Source organism: Micromonospora sp. NPDC049060 (assembly GCF_040649055.1).
Classification (GTDB): Bacteria; Actinomycetota; Actinomycetes; order Mycobacteriales; family Micromonosporaceae; genus Micromonospora; species Micromonospora reichwaldensis.
Genome location: NZ_JBEZEV010000115.1, coordinates 1 through 18730, shown reverse-complemented (window position 1 = coordinate 18730; position 18730 = coordinate 1). Strand labels below are relative to the sequence as shown.

The 18730-nt window shown below is 72.9% G+C and carries 14 protein-coding genes and 1 riboswitch; of the genes, 7 read left to right on the top strand and 7 right to left on the bottom strand.

The annotated features are described in order from the left end of the window. Positions 1–204: 204 nt before the first annotated feature. From AB0B83_RS27705 to AB0B83_RS27695, 3 genes are all read right to left on the bottom strand, one after another. A complete protein-coding gene (locus tag AB0B83_RS27705; protein WP_357580626.1) occupies positions 205–1563 on the bottom strand; it encodes a solute carrier family 23 protein in 1359 nt (452 codons plus the stop codon). A gap of 155 nt (positions 1564–1718) precedes the next feature. Further along, positions 1719–2354, bottom strand: coding sequence for an alpha-ketoglutarate-dependent dioxygenase AlkB (locus tag AB0B83_RS27700; RefSeq protein ID WP_357580625.1), 636 nt, complete (start codon positions 2352–2354; stop codon positions 1719–1721). A gap of 103 nt (positions 2355–2457) precedes the next feature. Continuing rightward, positions 2458–3783, bottom strand: a complete 1326-nt coding sequence (locus tag AB0B83_RS27695; RefSeq protein ID WP_357580624.1) for a polysaccharide pyruvyl transferase family protein — start codon at positions 3781–3783, stop codon at positions 2458–2460. 311 nt (positions 3784–4094) lie between these two features. On the opposite strand from AB0B83_RS27695, the gene AB0B83_RS27690 reads away from it, so the two are divergent. The 3 genes from AB0B83_RS27690 (at position 4095) to AB0B83_RS27680 (ending at position 7716) form a co-directional block, all read left to right on the top strand. Continuing rightward, positions 4095–5333, top strand: coding sequence for an acyltransferase (locus tag AB0B83_RS27690; RefSeq protein ID WP_357580623.1), 1239 nt, complete (start codon positions 4095–4097; stop codon positions 5331–5333). A 319-nt stretch (positions 5334–5652) separates the two neighbouring features. Then, a riboswitch (cyclic di-AMP (ydaO/yuaA leader) is annotated at positions 5653–5793 on the top strand. 228 nt (positions 5794–6021) lie between these two features. Next, positions 6022–6867, top strand: a complete 846-nt coding sequence (locus AB0B83_RS27685) for a C39 family peptidase (RefSeq protein ID WP_357580622.1) — start codon at positions 6022–6024, stop codon at positions 6865–6867. Positions 6868–6972: 105 nt separating this feature from the next. After that, positions 6973–7716 (top strand): alpha/beta fold hydrolase, encoded by a 744-nt coding sequence (locus AB0B83_RS27680; protein WP_357580621.1) that lies wholly within the window; start codon positions 6973–6975, stop codon positions 7714–7716. Positions 7717–7782: 66 nt separating this feature from the next. Here AB0B83_RS27680 and AB0B83_RS27675 read toward each other — a convergent pair whose 3' ends face one another. From AB0B83_RS27675 to AB0B83_RS27660, 4 genes are all read right to left on the bottom strand, one after another. After that, the gene (locus tag AB0B83_RS27675) at positions 7783–9510 is read right to left on the bottom strand and encodes a CDP-glycerol glycerophosphotransferase family protein (protein ID WP_357580620.1); all 1728 of its coding nucleotides are present in this window, start codon (positions 9508–9510) and stop codon (positions 7783–7785) included. A 36-nt stretch (positions 9511–9546) separates the two neighbouring features. Next, a complete protein-coding gene (locus AB0B83_RS27670) occupies positions 9547–11049 on the bottom strand; it encodes a bifunctional cytidylyltransferase/SDR family oxidoreductase (RefSeq protein ID WP_357580619.1) in 1503 nt (500 codons plus the stop codon). Positions 11050–11193: 144 nt separating this feature from the next. Continuing rightward, entirely contained in the window at positions 11194–12009 is an 816-nt protein-coding gene (locus tag AB0B83_RS27665) for an ABC transporter ATP-binding protein (protein ID WP_121395673.1), read from the bottom strand. Then, complete coding sequence (locus AB0B83_RS27660) at positions 12002–12898, bottom strand: ABC transporter permease (RefSeq protein WP_357580618.1); 897 nt, start codon at positions 12896–12898, stop codon at positions 12002–12004. Before AB0B83_RS27660 ends, AB0B83_RS27665 begins: the two co-directional genes overlap by 8 nt. 151 nt (positions 12899–13049) lie before the next feature. Between AB0B83_RS27660 and AB0B83_RS27655 the strand changes: the two genes are divergently transcribed. The 4 genes from AB0B83_RS27655 (at position 13050) to AB0B83_RS27640 (ending at position 18616) form a co-directional block, all read left to right on the top strand. Next, entirely contained in the window at positions 13050–13730 is a 681-nt protein-coding gene (locus tag AB0B83_RS27655; RefSeq protein WP_327031067.1) for a TetR/AcrR family transcriptional regulator, read from the top strand. A gap of 94 nt (positions 13731–13824) precedes the next feature. Then, positions 13825–14934 carry a DegT/DnrJ/EryC1/StrS family aminotransferase gene (locus AB0B83_RS27650; RefSeq protein ID WP_357580617.1) on the top strand — a complete coding sequence of 370 codons (1110 nt, stop codon included), beginning with the start codon at positions 13825–13827 and terminating at the stop codon, positions 14932–14934. Then, positions 14931–15968, top strand: a complete 1038-nt coding sequence (locus AB0B83_RS27645; RefSeq protein ID WP_357580616.1) for a Gfo/Idh/MocA family oxidoreductase — start codon at positions 14931–14933, stop codon at positions 15966–15968. The genes AB0B83_RS27650 and AB0B83_RS27645 overlap by 4 nt, the downstream gene beginning before the upstream one ends. Before the next feature lie 83 nt (positions 15969–16051). After that, on the top strand, positions 16052–18616 hold the full coding sequence (locus AB0B83_RS27640; protein ID WP_357580615.1) for a glycosyltransferase: 2565 nt from the start codon (positions 16052–16054) through the stop codon (positions 18614–18616). The last annotated feature ends 114 nt before the right edge of the window (positions 18617–18730 follow it).

Below are 18730 nucleotides of genomic sequence, written 5' to 3'. Positions count from 1 at the left end.
CGTCCGCCCCCAAATTCCCACCCGCTCTCCCCGTGACCCTCGGTGGGCCGGCCACCCCCCCCCCCCCCCCTTCCTGCTCCCTGCGCGCCCACCCAGCCCTGCTCGACGGGTCGCTGGCACTCCCGCCCCCGCCGGTTCACCTGCCCCCGTCGATCATGAGGTTGGCTGGTCGGAATCGGGCATATTGCCCCGCTAACTTCATGATCAACGCTGCGAGGGCCGGGGCGGGGGCCGGGTTGGGTCCGGGGTGGGGGTGGTGCCGCGTAGGTGGGTCACCAGGCGCATGCCGTGGTAGACGGCCAGGGCGGCGGCGGTGCCCAGGGCGATGCCGTTGAACGAGAGGTCGCCGGCGGTGAGGGTGTAGTTGGCCGCGCCGACGATCACCGCGACGGCGGCGGTCATCAGGTTCACCGGGTCGTGGAAGTCCACCCGGCTCTCGATCCAGATCCGCGCGCCGAGGATGGCGATCAGGCCGTACAGGGCAGTGGTGGCGCCGCCGAGCACGCCGGCCGGCACGGTGAGGATCAGCGCGCCGAACTTCGGGCTGAGCCCGAGCAGCACCGCCGTCAGGCCGGCCACCCAGTACGCGGCGGTGGAGTAGACCCGGGTCGCCGCCATCACGCCGATGTTCTCCGCGTAGGTGGTGGTGCCGGAGCCGCCGCCGGAGCCGGCGAGCATCGTGGCCAGCCCGTCGCCCATGAACGCCCGGCCCATGTCCCGGTCCAGGTTCCGGCCGGTCATCGCGGCGACCGCCTTGACGTGCCCGGCGTTCTCGGCGATCAGCACCAGGATCACCGGGATGACCAGCACGACCGCCCGTAGGCTGAAGCTCGGCGTGTGGAACTCGGGCAGGCCGACCCAGGCGGCGTCCCGCAGGCCGTCGACCGCCTTCGGATCCAGGTCGCCGAGCACGGCGGCGAGGACCCAGCCGACCACCACCCCCAGCAGGATGGAGAGTCGGGCGAGGAAGCCCCGGAAGGCCACCGTGGCGAGCAGGATGGCGGCCAGCGTCACCACCGCGATCAGCGGCTGCGCCTTCACGCCGGTGCCGCTCCCGTCGCCGTCCCAGGCGACCGGGGCGAGGTTCAGGCCGATCAGCGCGACGATCGCCCCGGTGACCACGGGCGGCATCAGCGCGTCGATCCAGCGCGACCCGGCGAGCTGGACGACCAGCCCGACGGCGGCCAGCGCCACGCCGGCGACGACGATGCCGCCGAGCGCCGGGCCGATGTCGCCGCCGGCCTTGGCCGCCAGCACCGGCGCGATGAAGGCGAAGGACGAGCCGAGGTACGAGGGCAGCCGGTTGCCGGTGATCAGCAGGAACAGCAGCGTGCCGAGCCCGGAGAAGAAGAGCGTGGTGGCCGGCGGGAAGCCGGTGATGAGCGGCACCGTGAAGGTGGCGCCGAACATCGCGACGACGTGCTGCACGCCGACGCCGAAAGTACGCGGCCAGGAGAGGCGTTCGTCGGGGTGGACCACGTCGCCGGGGCGGATGGACCGGCCGTCGCCGTGGACCGCCCACGCGGACCAACGGGAGCGCGGCTCGGTGGAGGACTGGGTCATGGAACGCCCTTCGCGTCGTGGAGAGGTGACGGGGGCGCAGGTGAAACCCAGGAGTCGTTTCTAGCAGAGGCCCGGTGCGGCCCGGCCGGTGGCCCTGCAGTGGTTCGGCTGGTGGCCTGGGTGGGGCTGTTCGGGCTTGCCTCCGTCGGGGCGGGTCAGGCGACGCCGGCGGGGCGGAACTGGACGCTGACGCGGGGCCCGACGGGGCGGGTGGTCTTGGGCACGGCGTGCTCCCAGGTGCGCTGGCAGGAGCCGCCCATCACCACGAGGTCGCCGTGGCCGAGTGGGAAGCGCAGGCTGTCGCCGCCGCCACGGGGCCGCAGCAGCAGTGTGCGCGGCGAGCCGAACGAGACGATGGCGACCATGGTGTCGGTGTGCGCGGAGCGGCCCTGGGTGTCGCCGTGCCAGGCGACGCTGTCCCGGCCGGAGCGGTAGAGGCACATGCCGGCGGTGACGAAGGGCTCGCCGAGCTCGGGGGCGTAGTGCCGGGTGAGGGCGGCGCGCGCCTCGGTGAGCAGCGGGTGCGGCAGCGGGCGGTGCCCGGCGTACCAGCAGAGCAGCCGGGGCACGTCGACCTCGGCGTCGTACATCGTGCGGCGCTCGGCCCGCCAGGGGACGTCCCGCAGCAGGACGTCGAAGACCTGGTCGGAGCCGGTGATCCAGCCGGGGAGATGGTCGACCCACGCGCCGTGGGTGAGCGGGTGCCGGCGCAGCCGGTCGGCCAGCGGGCTCAGCGACGGTCCGGCGGCGGTGAGGTCGAACATCGACGGCTGGTAGGCGGCCCCGGTCATCCGCCCAGCGTACCTGCCGTGTTGGTACAGGTGTACGGACGCGTCGCCCGCCCGCCCGCCGGCCGCCGGCGAGGGAGGCCGGTCGGGCGGTGCGAACCCCGCCTCAGCGGTTCAGCATCCGGCGCACCCGGCCGCCGATCACCTGCTTGACCCGGGTCTGCAGGCGCTGCCCGCGCAGCGTCTCCGTCTCCTTGCGTAGCTCGACGTTGCGGTCGCGCAGCCACTGGATCCGCTCCAGCAGCGCGTCGGGGGCGGTCGCGGCGGCCGGGCGTACGGCGGGCGGGAAGGCGGTGGAGCGCACCTGCGCGTCGAACTGGGCCGCGCTGTCGCCGTCGGCGAAGGCGTGGCCCAGGTCGTGCCTGGCGAGGAAGGCGAGCATCGTCTCGTAGCGCGACTTGTGGCCGTCGTTGAGCGCCGTGTAGTCCGCCTCCGCGTAGAGCTGGGCGGCGTCGACGTCGACCGGCACGTCCTTCATCACCCGGTGCGGGATCTCGAAGTACCGGGCGAGTTCCAGGGTGCGCGAGTCGTGCGCGAAGAGGTAGCCGGGCGTGCCGGCGATGAGGGCGGTGATGGTGCCGTGGATCCGGGTGCCGAACGCGAAGTCGAACCCGGAGAGGTAGTCCATCCAGGTCCAGGGGTCGACGAACATCCGCACCTTGTCCTCGGTGAACAGCGGGTGCGAGGTGTGGATCGGGATCTTGCTGGTCCTGCCCCGGTCGCCGGGGGCGTCGCCGTAGAGGAGCGTGCCGAGCGTCTTGAGGTCCTGCGGCAGGTAGCGCAGGTTCGGGTACCGCTCGTGGTGCCGGGCGATGATCTCCGCCATCGACGTGACGTAGGGGGAGACGGTGAGCGCGAGCCTGTCGTCGGGCGACAGGGACGCCTTCCTCTTCTCCACCCGCAGGCTGTCGCCGTGCAGGAACATCGACGGGCAGCCGATCACGTCGACGGCCGAGAAGCCCAGGGCGCGCAGGTAGTCACGGGTGATCTCGCCACGTACGCCGATGCTGTGCGAGCGGTCGAGTACCGCCCGTACGAAGCGGGTCACGACGTCGTCGATGGGGCGGAGGTACTCCCGGTCGCCGTTGATGTCGGTCTGTACGCCCACCCCGAGCACCACCACCGGGATCTTCAACTGCTCGATGAGCTTCGTCATGGCCTCGACGCGGTGGGCGTAGCTGCGGCGGAAGGCGTTGGCGAGCGGTACGACGTAGACGTCGTACCGCTCGTTGATCATGTCGGCGTCGCGCGGGTCGATCCTGAACTCGGTCGAGGTGATCTCGGCGGTGGCGGTGCGCAGGAGCTTGTGGGCGGCGTGGCTGAAGACGAGGTTGCCGTTGTTGTCGCCGATCCAGTTCCGCTCGTGCGTCTCCTCCGGAGAGTAGACGTCGAACGGGCCCTTCTTCGCCCGCATCAGGATTCGCTTGTGCATTCGCCCGCCTCTCGTCACCTCCGGGTCTGGGAATACTAGCCACCCGTTCGGCCGCAACCCGGATGCCCGCCACCGCCGTCACGGATGGGGACGCAACGGTCACGGAGGGACGGGAGGAACGGGATTCCCCCACGGGACAGAACGGGCACTCGCGGACGGGACGGAACAGAGCCTCAGGCCCGGCGGGTAGGGTGCCCGGCGGGGCGGCGCCGACCGGTGGACCGCCACGGAGCCCCTTCGGGGGCGCCTGAGGACGGGGTCGAGGAGGAGACGTACGTGCTGGTGACCCTGCGGATCGTCGGGATGCCGGCATGAACGACGCCGCGACCGTCGCGCCGGCCGCCCGGCCCGCGTCCCCGGCCAGCCGCCTGCCGTCGCTGACCGGGCTGCGCTGGGTCGCCGCCCTGCTCGTCTTCGGGTTCCACGTCGCGACGATGGGCATCATCGCCGAGCCCGGCCAGAAGGCCGTCGTGGACTGGGCCTTCGCCCTCGGGCTGTCGGGCGTGCAGTTCTTCTTCATCCTCAGCGGCTTCGTGCTGGTCTGGTCGGCCCGACCCACCGACACCCGTCGGGCGTTCTGGCGGCGCCGGGTGGCCAAGATCTGGCCGAGCCACGTGGTGCTGTGGGTGGCGGCCCTGGCGGTCGCGGCCTGGTTCGCCGACCCCGTGGACCGGTTCGTCGCGGTGGAGAACCTGTTCCTCCTCCAGGCGTGGGACCCGCGGCCGGGCCACTTCTACAGCATCAACACGGTCAGCTGGTCGCTGTCCTGCGAGTTCTTCTTCTACCTCTGCCTGCCGTTGGCGCTGCCGCTGATCCGCCGGGCCCGGCCGTGGGCCCTGTGGGCCGTCGTGGTCGCGGTGCCGCTGCTCATCCTGGCGCTCTGGCCGGCCCAGGTGCTGGTGCCCGAGGAGAGCCGCTGGTGGTTCACCCAGATCTTCCCGCCGGTGCGGTCGCTGGAGTTCTGGATGGGCGTCGCCGCCGCCGAGCTGATGCGGCGTGGCCGGTGGCGCGGGCCGGGCCTGCCGCTGGCCAGCCTGCTCTTCGTGGCGACCTGGGTGGTCGCCGCGCAGTGGGTCCGCGCCGAACTGTGGGCGGCGCTGCTCTCGGTCGCGTACATCCTGGTCATCGCCGCGGCGGCGGACGCGGACGTGCGCGGGCGGCGCTCGCCGTGGCGGTCCCGGCCGATGATCTGGCTGGGCGAGGTCTCCTTCGCCTTCTATCTGGTGCACGTCCTCGTGATGATCACCGTCCTGCGGCTCACCGGTGACTGGGGCGTCGGCTTCACCGGCTGGTGGGGGCTGGCGGTGGTGCTCGGCTTCCTGCTGGTCAACCTGGCCCTGGCCGGCCTGTTGCACCGTCTCGTCGAGACGCCGATGATGCGGCTGCTCACCCCGCGTAGGCCGGCCCGGGCGCCGCGGGACGGGGACGCCGCCGGGCAGGACCCCGGCGGCCCCGGGGCGGCGCCGGGGGACCGGGGCAACGCCGTGCCGCGCCCCCGGGCCGCCGATCCACAGGACGACCACCGGACGACGTACGCCGACTCGCGCTGAGCGCCCCCGGCGGCCGGAGAGTCCGGGCGACGAATCCCCACCGTTTCGGTGACGCCGGTCACCACGCCGTCGAACCGGTCATCGGGCGCGGCCCGGTCGATTCCAGCCGGGGTTTCGGCGCCGATGTCCGCCACTTGTCCCGTTGTCGCCCCAAGGTGCGTGCAGAAACGGTCGTCCCATTGAGTCGCGTCAGTGGCGAAGTGCCCGCAAAAATTGTCTCCCGATCAAGGTTTAGGCAGGTGGGACGGGGTTGGCAGGGCGCGGACCGGCCAGTAATGTCGGCGCGTCCGGTGCGGTACCCGATCGCCAGAGGCGACGCCGCGCCGACCCGCCTAATCGTGAACGACGAACCGGGGACCCAGTGCTCGTTGGGGTGAATCCGTGGGCCGTGGGCCCGTGGTAGGGCGTTCTTCCCGCCCGAATCCGTCAGCTAACCCGGTCGGCGGTGTCGGAAGGAGTTCCATCTTCATGCCACACCCGTACACCCCTCGGCTGTGCCGCCGTCTCCACGGCGCCGCGGTGACCGCGCTCGTCGGCCCGCAGGTCATGAGCTGACCCACCGGTCACCGTCCGTCGCCCGGCGTCCCGGGCGCATCCCCTGAGTGGTCCACCACCCGCCCGGACTCCCGTCCGCGCGGCGGTCCGCCCTGCCCTCGGCGCGGACCGACGGCCGCTCACCCCCGAGCCCGTGGAGGAAACCGTGAAGCACCACCTCAAGCGACAGTTGCGTCGCCTCACGTCCGAGCGTCCGTACCAGCTGGCCGCCGCGTCCGCCGCGGCGCTCGTGCTGGCGTCGGGCACGGGCGCGCTGCTGGCCGGAGCCGACGAGGACCCCGCCGTCGCGCAGGCCCCGGTGGCCGCCACCGAGCTGCGGGACGACGCCGCGGCCTCGCGCAGCCAGGCCCGGGTCGCGCCCGCCCCGTCCAGCGCCGCCCCGGCCGCGTCCAGCGCCGCCCCGTCGGCCAGCGCGTCCAGCGCCGCCCCGGACCCGGACCTGACCCGCAAGCCGGCGCCGCCGAAGCCTCCGGCCGCCAAGAGCCTGGACTACGACTACCAGGCCCAGACCACCTTCTACAACTGTGGTCCGGCGGCCGTCCGGCACGCCCTCAGCGCCGCCGGCATCGCGCGCAGCCAGGACGCCCTCGGTGCCCAGCTGGGCACCGACCAGATGGGTACCGACTCGGCCCAGGACACCACCCGCGTGCTGAACGCGACGGTGAAGGGCGACCCGTACCGGACCCGGATGATCCCCGGTGGCGCCGCCACCCCGGCCCAGATGGACCGGCTCCAGGCCGACGTCGTCGCGGCCATCGCCGACGGGCGGGGCGTCGTGGTCAACGTCGCCGGCAGCGCCACGGACACCGACGGCGGCTGGCACTCCTTCCCCGGCGGCCACTACGTCGCGGTGGTCGGCTACCAGGACGAGGGGCGGCTGGTGAAGATCGCCGACTCGGCGAACCCGGCGACCGCGTCGTACTGGATGAGCACCATCGCCCTGGCGAACTGGGCCGCCACCCGCGGCTACTCCGCCTGAGCGACTCCGTCGGGCGTCGGCTCCCCACCCGGGGGGTCGGCGCCCGATGTCGTGTCCGGGTCACGGCCCTCGCCCGCGGCGTCCGACGGGTGGCACACTGCGCCCATGGTCGATGAGTCGGGTGACGGGGCCGGCCGGCGGGTGCTCCTGCTGCTGCACGGCATGGGCGCGACCGGCGACGTGTGGCTGCCCTGGGCGCCGCTGCTGGAGCGTCGGTGGGCGGGGCGGTGGCTGGCGCCGGACCTCGCCGGCCACGGCTGGTCGCCGCCGCTGCCGGAGTACTCCTTCCCGGGGCTGGCCGCGCGGATCGGCGCGGGGCTCGCGGCGGGGGACCGGCTCGTCGTGCTGGGGCACTCCCTCGGCGGGGTGGTCGGGCTGGCGCTGGCCGCCCGGGGCGCCGGACTGCCCGTCGACGCCGTCGTCGGGCTCGGCATCAAGGCCGTCTGGTCGCCGGCGGAGCTGGCCAAGGCGGGTGAGTTGGCGGCCCGGCCGGTGACCTGGTTCGCCAGCCGGGACGAGGCGGCCCGCCGCTACCTACGGGTGGCCGGCCTGTCCGGGCTCTTCGCCCCGGAGCACCCCGTCGTGGAGGCGGGGCTGCGGCAGGTCGACGGCCGCTGGCGGCTGGCGATGGACCCGGCCGCGTTCGGCGTGGGCGCGCCGGAGTTGCCCGCCCTGCTGGCGGCGACCGACGTGCCCGTACTGCTGGCCCGCGGCGAGCACGACCCCATGGTCACCGACGCCCAGCTCACGGAGCTGGGGGTGCCGGTCGCCGTCCTGCCCGGCCTCGGGCACAACGCCCACGTCGAGGCCCCCGATGCGGTCCTGGACCTCGTCGAGCCGTACCGCTGACGTGCCCCGCGAACGGCCCGGCCCACAGGTCCGCCGTCGCGACCGGTGTGCCTCCCGACCGGGGCGTCAGGTGGCGGGGGAGAGGGTCGCCTCGTCCGGGTCGAGCGGCAGGCCGGTCGCGCCGCCCGTGCGCGGGGCGGGCGTCTTCCAGCCCTCGTCGAGCTGGCGCCGGGCGGCCTCCAGGAACGCCTCGGCGTACGACTCGGCGGGGAAGTCGCCCAGGTAGCGGCTCCGGGTGGCCCACCGCGCCGAGGCCAGCGGATCGGTGTCCAGCAGCGCGGTCAGCACCTCGTCCACGTTCGCCATGTCGCGCCGCAGCACGTAGCCCGACCCGGCGAGCGGGAACTGCTCGGGGAACCGGTCGCCGGAGTCCACCATGTCGGTCACCGCGTACGGCTTGCCGGAGTAGAGGTAGTCGGAGATCACCCCGGACACGTCGGAGACCAGCGCGTCCGAACGGTTCACGCACTCGGTCAGGGTCAGCTCCCGGCTGGCGGCGGCCCCGAAGACGTGCTGCCGGCCGCTGCGGGCCCGGTCCGCGGCCAGCAGTTCGGTGAGCCGGCCCAGCTGCCGGGCGGAGGCCGGGTTCTGCGAGGTGTACGGGTGGGCCCGCAGGATCACCGTCGCGCCCCGGTCGAGCAGCCGGCGCAGCAGCGTCTCGGCCACCGGCAGGGAGCAGTAGTTCGCGTCCGCGTTGTGCCCGGTCCAGGTCGGCGTGTAGAGCACTGTCGGGTTGGCCCGCCCGTGCGCCGGCTCCGGGCGTACCTCGATCGACTCGACCTGCGGGCGGCCGACGACGACGAACTTCTCCGCCGGGATGTCCACCCCGGCGCGGGCGTACCGGTCGACGGCGGCCTGGCCGGCGACGAAGATCCGGTCGAAGATCGCCGAGACCGGGTTGGCGCTGGGGGCCTTGTCGCTGTCGCCGTGGTGCAGCTGGACGTGGGTCAGCTGGGTGTAGCGGATGCAGTGGCTGTTCTTCGCGCCGTGGTTGACGTAGAACGCCACCCGCAGGCTCGGCACCAGCGCCTCGTCCATGGCCCTGGTGGTGGGGCAGTAGACGACGGGCGCGCTGGTGGCCGCGGCGACCAGGGGCAGGAACTCCGGCTCGCGCACCATCACCAGGAACGGGCGGCCGATCCGCTCCAGGTACGGCAGCCACATGGTGACCTGGTACTCCGAGCCGGGCGGCGCGGAGAAGTGGAGCAGGAACTCGGGCTGGTGCCGGCGCAGCGCGCGGGACACCGCCGAACCGCCGGCCCCCGGCCGGAACTTGCGCCGGGCCAGGTCCAGCCCGACCGCCGCGGCGCCGGCGGCGACCAGGGCGACGGCCGCCAGCGCGACACCGGCCGGCAGGCCCGCGACGGCCGCCAGCGCCAGCAGGGCGAGCAGCCCCGCCAGCGCGTCGCCGAGGCGGGCGGCGACCAGCGGCGTCCACGAGCGCACCGGCAGGTTCGCGGCGCGCACCTCCAGGCCGCCGGCGTCGCGGAGCGGGTTGACCAGCAGCACCAGCCCCAGCAGGGCCAGTGCGGTCACGGCCAGCGCGGGGTCGAACCCGGCGTCGAGGCGGCGGGCGTAGCCGACCAGGATCGCCGCCGCGACAAGCGCGGTCTCGGCGGCGTTGTCGGCGCCCGGGCGCACCCGCCGCTCCCAGGTGGCCGCCGCGAGGGCGGCCACGGCCAGCCCCAGCCCCCAGCCGGTCGCGCCGGTCAGCGCGACGACGAGGAACGCCAGCACCGCCAGGCCGGTGGCCAGCGCGCGGGCGAGCAGCTTCCGAACCAGGTCACCACGCATGTCGGCTCCGTTTCCCGCCGTGGCCCGAAATCCGCGTCAGCCGGCGTCGGCCGGGCTGGCGTCCCGCTCGACCCGCGCCGGCCCCGGCTGGGCCGGCACCTCGCCGGGCGCGCGACGCACGTCGATGACCTGGCCGGTCAGGTCCGAGATCAGCACGTCCAGCGACGCCTGGGCGACGGTCTCGGCGGCGAGCAGGGTGTGCTCCGGCTCCTCGCCGAACGCCTTGGTGCGCATCGGCGTCGCGGTCCGCTCGGGGTTGACGCAGTTGACGCGTACGCCGAACTCCGCCCACTCGTCGGAGAGCGCCTGGGTGAGGTTGACCAGGGCCGCCTTGGTGGAGGAGTAGAGCGCGTAGTCGGCGCGGCCCCGGGTGTAGGAGCTGGAGGTGTAGAGCAGCAGCTGGCCCTTGGTCTGCTGGAGGTAGGGCAGCGACTGGCGGGCGACGATGACCGGCCCCACGAAGTTGACCTGGAGCACCCGGTCCATGGTCTCCTGGTCCATCTCGGACAGGGGACCCTTCTCCAGGACGCCGGCGGTGACCACCACGTGGTCGATCCGGCCGGTGGCCTCGAAGGCGGTCTTCAGCGCCGCCCCGACGTCCTCGGCGCGCTCGACGTGGGTGCCGGTGCTGGAGCGGCTGAACGGGAAGACCTGCGCGCCGTAGCGCCTGGCCAGCTCGGCGAGGTCGTGGCCGATGCCGTAGCTGCCGCCGAAGATCACGATGGTCCGGCCGGTCAGCTCCTCGGTGTAGCTGCGCTCGTCGGTCACCCGGGGCGCCTGCGCGGCGGCGAGCTGGAACAGCTTGTCCGCCAGGTGCACGTCGACCGGGTGGGTCACCTTGATGTTCTCGTCGGAGCCGTCGATGACCTTGATCGGGGTGCCGGGCAGGTAGCGCAGCACCACCCCGCAGTCGTCGGTCGCGGCGAAGTGCGGGTCGTCCTCGGCGAGCTGGTAGGCCTCGCGGATGGTGCCCGAGCGGAACGCCTGCGGGGTCTGACCCCGGCGCAGCGAGGAGCGCACGGGGATGTCGGTGATGCAGTCGTTCTCGTCGACCTGGACGATCGTGTCGGCCGACGGGATGGCCACGTCGACCGCCGAGTACGTCCAGAGCGCGTTCACGCACTCCCGCACGATCCGGCCGCTGACCAGGGGCCGCACCGCGTCGTGGAAGAGGATGTTGCAGTCGCCCTCGCCGACGGCGTCGAGCGCGATCCGGGTGGTGGCGTTGCGGGTGTCGCCGCCCTCGATCACCTTGGTGACCTTGCGGAAGCCGGCCTTGTCGACGATCTGCTGCGCGTCGGCGACGTGGCCGGTGGCCATCAGTACGACGATCTCGTCGATCTCGGGCGCCGCCTCGAAGACCGCCAGGGTGTGCTCGATGATCGGCTTACCGGCGATCTTCAGCAGCTGCTTCGGGATGCCGAGGCCCAGCCGGGTCCCGGTGCCGCCGGCCAGCACCACCGCCACCGTCCGCGAGGGCCGCCACGGCGCCGGGTCCTCCGGTGCGGCGTCCGGGCCAGTGGTGTGGTCCTGCGTCATTGCCGAAGCCTCACTCTCAGGGTGCGTGAACAGAAGGTTCCGCCCGTGCGGCGACCGGATGAACCTTAACGCGCGGACCGCGCCGCCCCCACGGGGCGACGCGGTCGGCCGGCACCGGGCGGATGCCGTACGTGCGCCGTTGCGCTACTTGCCGCTGAACGCCTCGTACTCCCGGACGACCTCGTCGGTCGGGCCGTCCATGCGCAGGACGCCCGATTCCAGCCAGATCGTCCGCTCGCAGGTGTCTCGGATCGAGGAGAGCTGGTGGCTGACGAGGAACACCGTGCCGGCGCCCTCCCGCAGCTCCCGCACCCGCCGCTCGCTGCGCTTGCGGAAGATCTTGTCGCCGGTGGCGAGGGCCTCGTCGATGAGCAGCACGTCGTGCTTCTTGGCGGCGGCGATGGAGAAGCGCAGCCGGGCCCCCATGCCGGAGGAGTAGGTGCGCATCGGCAGCGAGGCGAAGTCGCCCCGCTGGTTGATGCCGGAGAAGTCGATGATCTCCGGGGTCCGCCGCTGCACCTCCTCGGGCGACATGCCCATGGCCAGGCAGCCCAGCACGACGTTGCGCTCGCCGGAGAGGTCGTTGAGCAGGGCCGCGTTGACCCCGAGCAGCGAGGGCTGCCCCTGCGTGTAGACCGCGCCGCGGTTGACCGGCAGCAGGCCGGCGATGGCGCGCAGCATGGTCGACTTGCCGGAGCCGTTGCTGCCGATCAGCCCGACCGCCTCGCCCCGGTACGCGGTGAAGCTGACCCCCTTGACCGCGTGCACCTCCTGGATGTTCGGCGCCGAGGTGCGGCTCATGATCCGCTTGAGCGCGCCGACCGGGCCGCCGCCCCCACCGGCGCCCTTGTGGATCCGGTAGATGACGTGGGCGTCGTCCACCACCACGGTGGGGATGCGCTCCTGCACCTTGGGCAGCGTCACCGTCACGTCGTTGGACGACTCGAAGTGATCAACCACGGCCGTACTCCTGTTCGCCTCGCCAGAAGTAGATGAAACCTCCGACGCCCATCACGATCGCCCAGCCCAGCGCCGTCACCCAGAGCTGGGGCAGGGAGGAGCTGAGCGTCGGCGTGTTCTCCAGCAGCGAGACCCGGGCCAGCTCGATGTAGACGAGCGCGGGGTTGAGCTCGACCAGCCTGGAGGCCCAGGAGGGCAGCTGCTCCTCGAAGAGCGCCACGCTGTAGAGCACACCGGAGCCGTACATCCAGGCGCGCATGACGAAGGGCATGACCTGCTTGAGGTCCGCCAGCTTCGAGCCCATCCGGGCCATCGCCATGGTCAGCCCGGCGTTGAAGATCGTCTGGAGCAGGATCGCCAGCGGCAGCATCAGCCAGGCCAGGGTGATCGGCTCACCGGTCACCAGCACGATGAGGACGAGCACCACCATCGAGCCGAGCAGCTGCTGGAACTGGGTGATCGTCACGGCCAGCGGCAGGCAGGCCCGGGGGAAGTGCAGGGCCCGGATCAGGCCCAGGTTGCTGGTGATCGACTGCGTGCCGTTCTGCACCGCGGTCTGGGTGAAGTTGAAGATGAACAGGCCGGTGCAGAGGTAGGCGATGAAGTTCGGGGTCCTGTTCTGCTCCAGCACCACGCCGAAGATCAGGTAGTAGACCGCCGCGTTGGTCAGCGGGGTGAGGACCTGCCAGAGCTGCCCCAGCCGGGCGTTGCTGAACGACGCCACCAGCTTGGCGTTGGCGTACGCGGCGATGAAGTGCCGGTAGCGCCAGAGCTGCCCCGCGTATTCGCCCAGGGACGGCCGTTCGCCGGCGAACCGGAGACCGTAGCGCTGGGCGAGCTGGGCCCCGGTGAGCCCGGAATCCGGGTCTGCCACCGTGGTGTTGGCCATGGTTAGGCGCTCCGATCTCTTTCGTGCCAACGGGTTGCGCGCGACGACGGGAGAGCGTGGCCAGTGCGGAGCGCCGCCTCGTCGCCGGGCGAACCGTAGTGGAAAACACGTCGGGACGCAACCGTACCGTCGCTGCGCTACATTGTTGCACGTGAAGACCGATAAGAGGCGGGTGCCGGCCGGTGCGGCGGTGCTCCGTGACGACATCACCACGGCCATCCGCCGCGCGGTCACGCAGGAGCTGGCGGAGGTCGGCTACGGACGGTTGTCGATAGAGGCGGTGGCCCGGCGGGCCGGGGTCAGCAAGACGGCGATCTACCGCCGGTGGCGCTCCAAGCTCGAGCTGGTGCTCGACATGGTCTCCGCGGTCGCCGGGCGCAAGCTGCCGATGGTGGACGCCGGCAGCCTGCACGGCGACGTGGAGCTGCTGCTGCTCGTGGCCGCCGGTGCGCTACGTCACCCGCTGGCCTCGCAGATCATCCCGGACCTGCTCGCCGAGGCGGCGCGCAACCCGCAGATCGCCGAGACCCTCCAGCGGGCGCTCACCGGCTACCAGGACCGGGTCGGCGAGCTCGTCATCGGCCGGGCGGTCGAGCGGGGTGAGCTGCCGGCGGGCGCCGACCGGCGCGGCGCGGCGGATCTGATCGTCGGGCCGGTCTACTGGCGGCTGGCGATTTCGCGGACACCTCTTGACACGCCGGAGATCACGCGCATGGCCGCCGCGATCGTCGCGGCCCTGCGGGTAGCATGTACCGGTCCGTCCCTCGACGAGCCGGCGGTGTGGGACACCCGGTCCCTGACCACTTCTGAACCCCATCGGGCCGGTGCGTGAACGTTGCCCTCGTCGGTCTCGGCCTGATTCGCAACGGGCTAGTATCGCACCCCGAACCCCCACCCGAGCACCATCTGACACAGGAGGATGCCCCATGGCTGGGCCGCACCCAGAGTTCATTCCCCCAGCGCGGCCGATCATCGGCGACGCCGAGATCGAAGCGGCTGTCCGGGTGCTCCGCAGCGGCCGGGTGGTGCAGGGTCCCGAGGTCGCGGCCTTCGAGGAGGAGTTCGGCGAGCTGGTCGCCGGGCGGCACTGCGTCGCGGTGAACTCGGGCACCTCCGCCCTGCAGCTCACCCTCATGGCCCTGGGCTTCGGCCCGGGTGACGAGGTCATCGTGCCGTCGTTCTCCTTCGCGGCCAGCGCGAACGCCGTCCGGCTGGTCGGCGCCGAGCCGGTCTTCGTGGACATCGAGCCGGGCAGCTTCTGCCTCGATCCGGAGGCGGTCGCCGCCGCGGTCACCCCGCGCACCGTGGCGATCATGCCGGTCCACCTCTACGGCCACCCCGCCGCCATGGACCGGATCATGGCGATCGCGGAGCGGCACGGCCTGGCCGTCGTCGAGGACGCCGCCCAGGCGCACGGCGCCGCGCTGAACGGCACCCCGGTCGGCGCGTTCGGCACCGCCGGCTGCTTCAGCTTCTACCCGACCAAGAACATGCACGCCCTGGAGGGCGGCATGGTCAGCACCGGCGACGCCGAGCTGGCCCGCACCCTGCGGCTGCTGCGCAACCAGGGCATGGAGCAGCGGTACGCCAACGAGATCGTCGGCGCGAACATGCGGATGACCGACGTCGCCGCGGCCATCGGCCGGGTCCAGCTGGGCCAGCTCGGCGAGTGGACCGAGCAGCGCCGGGCGAACGCCAAGTTCCTCGACTCGAAGATCACCGGCATGGTCACCCCGCCGGTCGCCGACGCCGCCCGGCACGTCTACCACCAGTACACGGTGCGGGTGCAGGGCGACCGGGACGCCGCCCAGCAGCGCCTCACCGAGCTGGGCATCGGCAACGCCGTCTACTACCCGACCCCGATCCACCGGCTCAAGCCCTACCTGAGCGAGGACGGCAAGCCCGGTCCCTGGGACCTGCCGGAGACCGAGCGCGCCGCCGCCGAGGTCGTCTCCCTGCCGGTGCACCCCTCGCTGACCGAGGCCGAGCTGGAGCGCATCGCCGAGGGTGCGAACCTGGCCGGGGGTGCCCGGTGAGCGCCGGCCGCAAGCTGCGCGCCGGCCTGATCGGCCTCGGCGCGATGGGCCGCAACCACGCCCGCGTCCTCGCCGGCCTGGACGGCGTCGAGCTGGTCGGCATCGTCGACCCGGCCGGCGACACCACCGGCACGCTGCGGGCGCCGGTCGTGCCCGAGCTCAGCGACCTGCTCGCCCTCGGCGTCGACTACGCGGTGGTGGCCTGCCCGACGGCGCTGCACGAGCAGGTCGGCCTGGAGCTGGCCGCCAACGGCGTCAGCGCCCTGATCGAGAAGCCCCTCGCACAGAGCGTGGACGCGGCGGTGCGGCTCGTGGAGGCCTTCGAGGCCGCCGGCCTGGTGGCCGGGGTCGGGCACATCGAGCGTTACAACCCCGCCCTGCAGAACCTGCGCACCCGCCTGGAGGCGGGCGAGCTGGGCGAGGTCTACCAGGTCGTCACCCGCCGGCAGGGCCCCTTCCCGCACCGCATCGCCGACGTCGGCGTGGTGATGGACCTGGCCACCCACGACATCGACCTGACCAGCTGGGTGACCGGCCAGGAATACACCTCGGTGTCGGCCCGGACGGTGTCGCGCAGCGGCCGGCTGCACGAGGACATGGTCGCCGTGGTGGGGCAGCTCGCCGACGGCACCATGGTCAACCACCTGGTCAACTGGCTGAGCCCGCTCAAGGAGCGGTCCACGGTGATCACCGGTGACCGGGGCTGCTTCGTCGCCGACACCCTCACCGCCGACCTCACCTTCTACGCCAACGGCGCCATCGACACCGAGTGGGAGGCGCTGCGCGCGTTCCGCGGCGTCGCCGAGGGCGACATGGTGCGCTACGCGATCCCGAAGCGGGAGCCGCTGCTGGTCGAGCACGAGCGCTTCCGCGACGCGGTCGAGGGCAAGGAGAGCGACATCGTGACCCTGCGCCAGGGCCTGCGTACGGTCGAGGTGGCCGGCGCCGTCCTGCGCTCCGCGACCGACGGCAGCACGATCACCGTGGGGACGGGCACCGCGTCCCCGGCGGGGGACACCGTTCCCACCCGCTGACGATGGGCGACCGCGGTCCGCGTCCGGCGGGCCGCGGTCCGGCACCTCGCACCGCCAGCCCTCCTCCCACCTAAGGACAGCGCATGTCAACGCCCCGCCGAGCGCCGCGGCTCGTCGTACTGGTCGCCAACGGCATCACCGGCGACTCCCGCGTACAGAAGACCGCCATCGCCGCCGCCCGGGACGGGTGGGACGTGGTCCTGGTGGGCCGGAGCAGCCGCAAGAAGGGCGAGCCGGAGCGCTCCGCCATGGGGCCGATCCAGGTCATCCGGGTGCCGGTGCCGCAGACCCTGTCGCGCCGGCCGGCCCGCGAGCACCGGATCCGCCGCACGCTGACGCAGTTCGGCATCCCGGACAAGTCCGCCCTGGCCCGCTACCGCGCCTCGCACCAGGCCTGGCTCCGGACGCAGACGGCGAAGCGCAAGCCTCCGCCGCGCGCCTGGCTGCGGGCGCACGAGGCGGTGCACCAGTTCCGGCTGCGGGCCTGGGGCTGGGAACAGTTCCACAGCACCCAGCCGCTGCCGCCGACCGGCGACTGGCGGACCGACTGGCCGACGCTTGTCGACATCGACCTGGCGTTCGGGCCGGTGCTGGAGGAGTTGGAGCCGGACGTCATCCACGCCAACGACATCAACACCATCCCGACGGCGGCGATGAGCGCCGCGCGGCTGCGGGCGCGCGGGCGCGGCTGCGTCTGGCTCTACGACGCCCACGAGTACGTGCAGGGCGTCGCCTGGCCCAAGCCGCAGCAGGCCAGTGGCGTGCGGGCCGCCGAGCGGGAGTTCATCGGCCGGGCCGACGCGGTGGTCACCGTCTCCGAGCAGATCGCGGAGAAGCTCCAGACCGAGTACGGGCTGCCGAAGACCCCGATGGTGGTGGGCAACTCGCCGGTGCGCGACGGCATCCGCAGCGGCGCCGTGACCGCCTCCGTGCGGGAGCGCGCCGGCGTCGCCGAGGGCGTGCCGCTGATGGTGTACGCGGGCTGGATCGGCAAGGAACGCGGGCTGGACACCGTCATCGCGGCGCTGCCGCAGCTGCCGGAGCACCACCTGGCCCTGGTCAGCGGCCGGATGACCCCGCTGCTGGAGGACCTGCTCGCCCGCGCCGAGGCGACCGGCACGCGGGACCGGGTGCACGTGGTCCCCTACGTCGCGCCGTACGAGGTCGCCGACTACCTCAGCTCCGCCGACCTCGGCCTGATCCCGTTCCAGCGGACCCCGAACTGCGAGCTGTCCCTGCCGACGAAGGTCTCCGAGTACCTGCACGCCGGCCTTCCCCTGGTCACGAGCGACGTGCAGGTGGTCCGGGCGTTCGTCGAGGGGCACGACATCGGGGAGACCTTCACCTCCGGCGACGTGGCGGGCTTCGTGGAGGCGACGCGGCGGGCCACCGCCCGCCGGGCCGAGCTGGCCGCGCACATCAGCGAGCCGATCCTCGACGAGCTGTCCTGGGAGCGGCAGAGCAGCAAGCTGCTCCAGCTCTACCGGGACCTCTCCGGCGTCGCGCCGGCCGGCCCGCGCGAGGTGCCCTGGACGGTGCAGGAGCGTCCGGTCACCGCGCCGTCGACGGGCACGGCCGAGCCGCGGCCCCTGGGCGGCTGGCGCGAGATCGGTGACACGTCGATCCGCCTCGGCCTCGGCCCGGCCAACTACGCCGGTCAGGCCGCCGCCTTCGCCAGGGCCATCTGCCGGGACAACGCCGACGTGTCGGTGCAGGTGGTGATGAACAAGCTGCCCGGCTCGTTCGACTACCCCGCCGACGTCTACCTCGACTCGCTGCGCCAGCCGGAGCTCGACTTCCAGCTGGAGCAGGTCAACCGGGTGCTCAGCCAGTACACCCACGTGCTGGTGGACGCGTTCATGCCGCTGTTCGGCCAGCTCAACGGCGACAACATCGAGGGTGACCTGCCGGCGTTGCGCAAGGCCGGGATCAAGGTCGCGCTGCTGGCGCACGGCAGCGAGATCCGGCATCCGGACCGCCACCAGCAGCGCCACGAGTTCTCCCTGTTCACCGACGCTCCCGACGGGATCGCGGCGAAGCTGCGGAAGAAGGCCGAGCGCAACCGGCGGGTGGCCGAGGAGTCCGGGCTGCCGGCCTTCGTGACCACGCCCGACCTGCTCGAGGACCTGCCCTGGGCGACGTGGGCCCCGCTGGTGGTGGACGTCGACGCCTGGGCGTGCGACCGGCCGGTGATGCAGCGGTCCCGCCCGCTGGTGCTGCACGCCCCCTCCAAGCGGTGGACCAAGGGCACCGACCGGATCCTGCCGGCGATGCAGGCCCTGCACGACCGGGGCGTCATCGAGCTGCGGCTGGCCGAGGGGGTCGCCTGGGCGGAGATGCGCGAGCTGGTCCGCGACTGCGACCTGGTGCTCGACCAGTTCACCACCGGCAGCTTCGGCACCTTCGCCGTGGAGGCGATGGCCGCCGGCAAGCCGGTGGTGGCCTACCTCAGCGAGCAGGTCACCAAGACCGTCGGCGGCGACCTGCCGATCGTCAACGCCACCCCGACCGACCTCACCACGGTCGTCGAGTCCCTGCTCGACGACCGGGAGGCGACCGCCAAGATCGGCCTCGCCTCCGCCGAGTACGCCCGCACCTACCACGACGGCACCTGGACGGCCCGCCAGCTCACCTCGTTCCTCGGCTGAGGCCACGCCGGTCCGACGGCCGCCCGTCCCCCGCAACCGCGGGAGGCGGGCGGCCGTCGGCGTAATGGCCACGTCCGACAGGCGGCGGCCCGGACGATCGCCGGAGGACCGGGC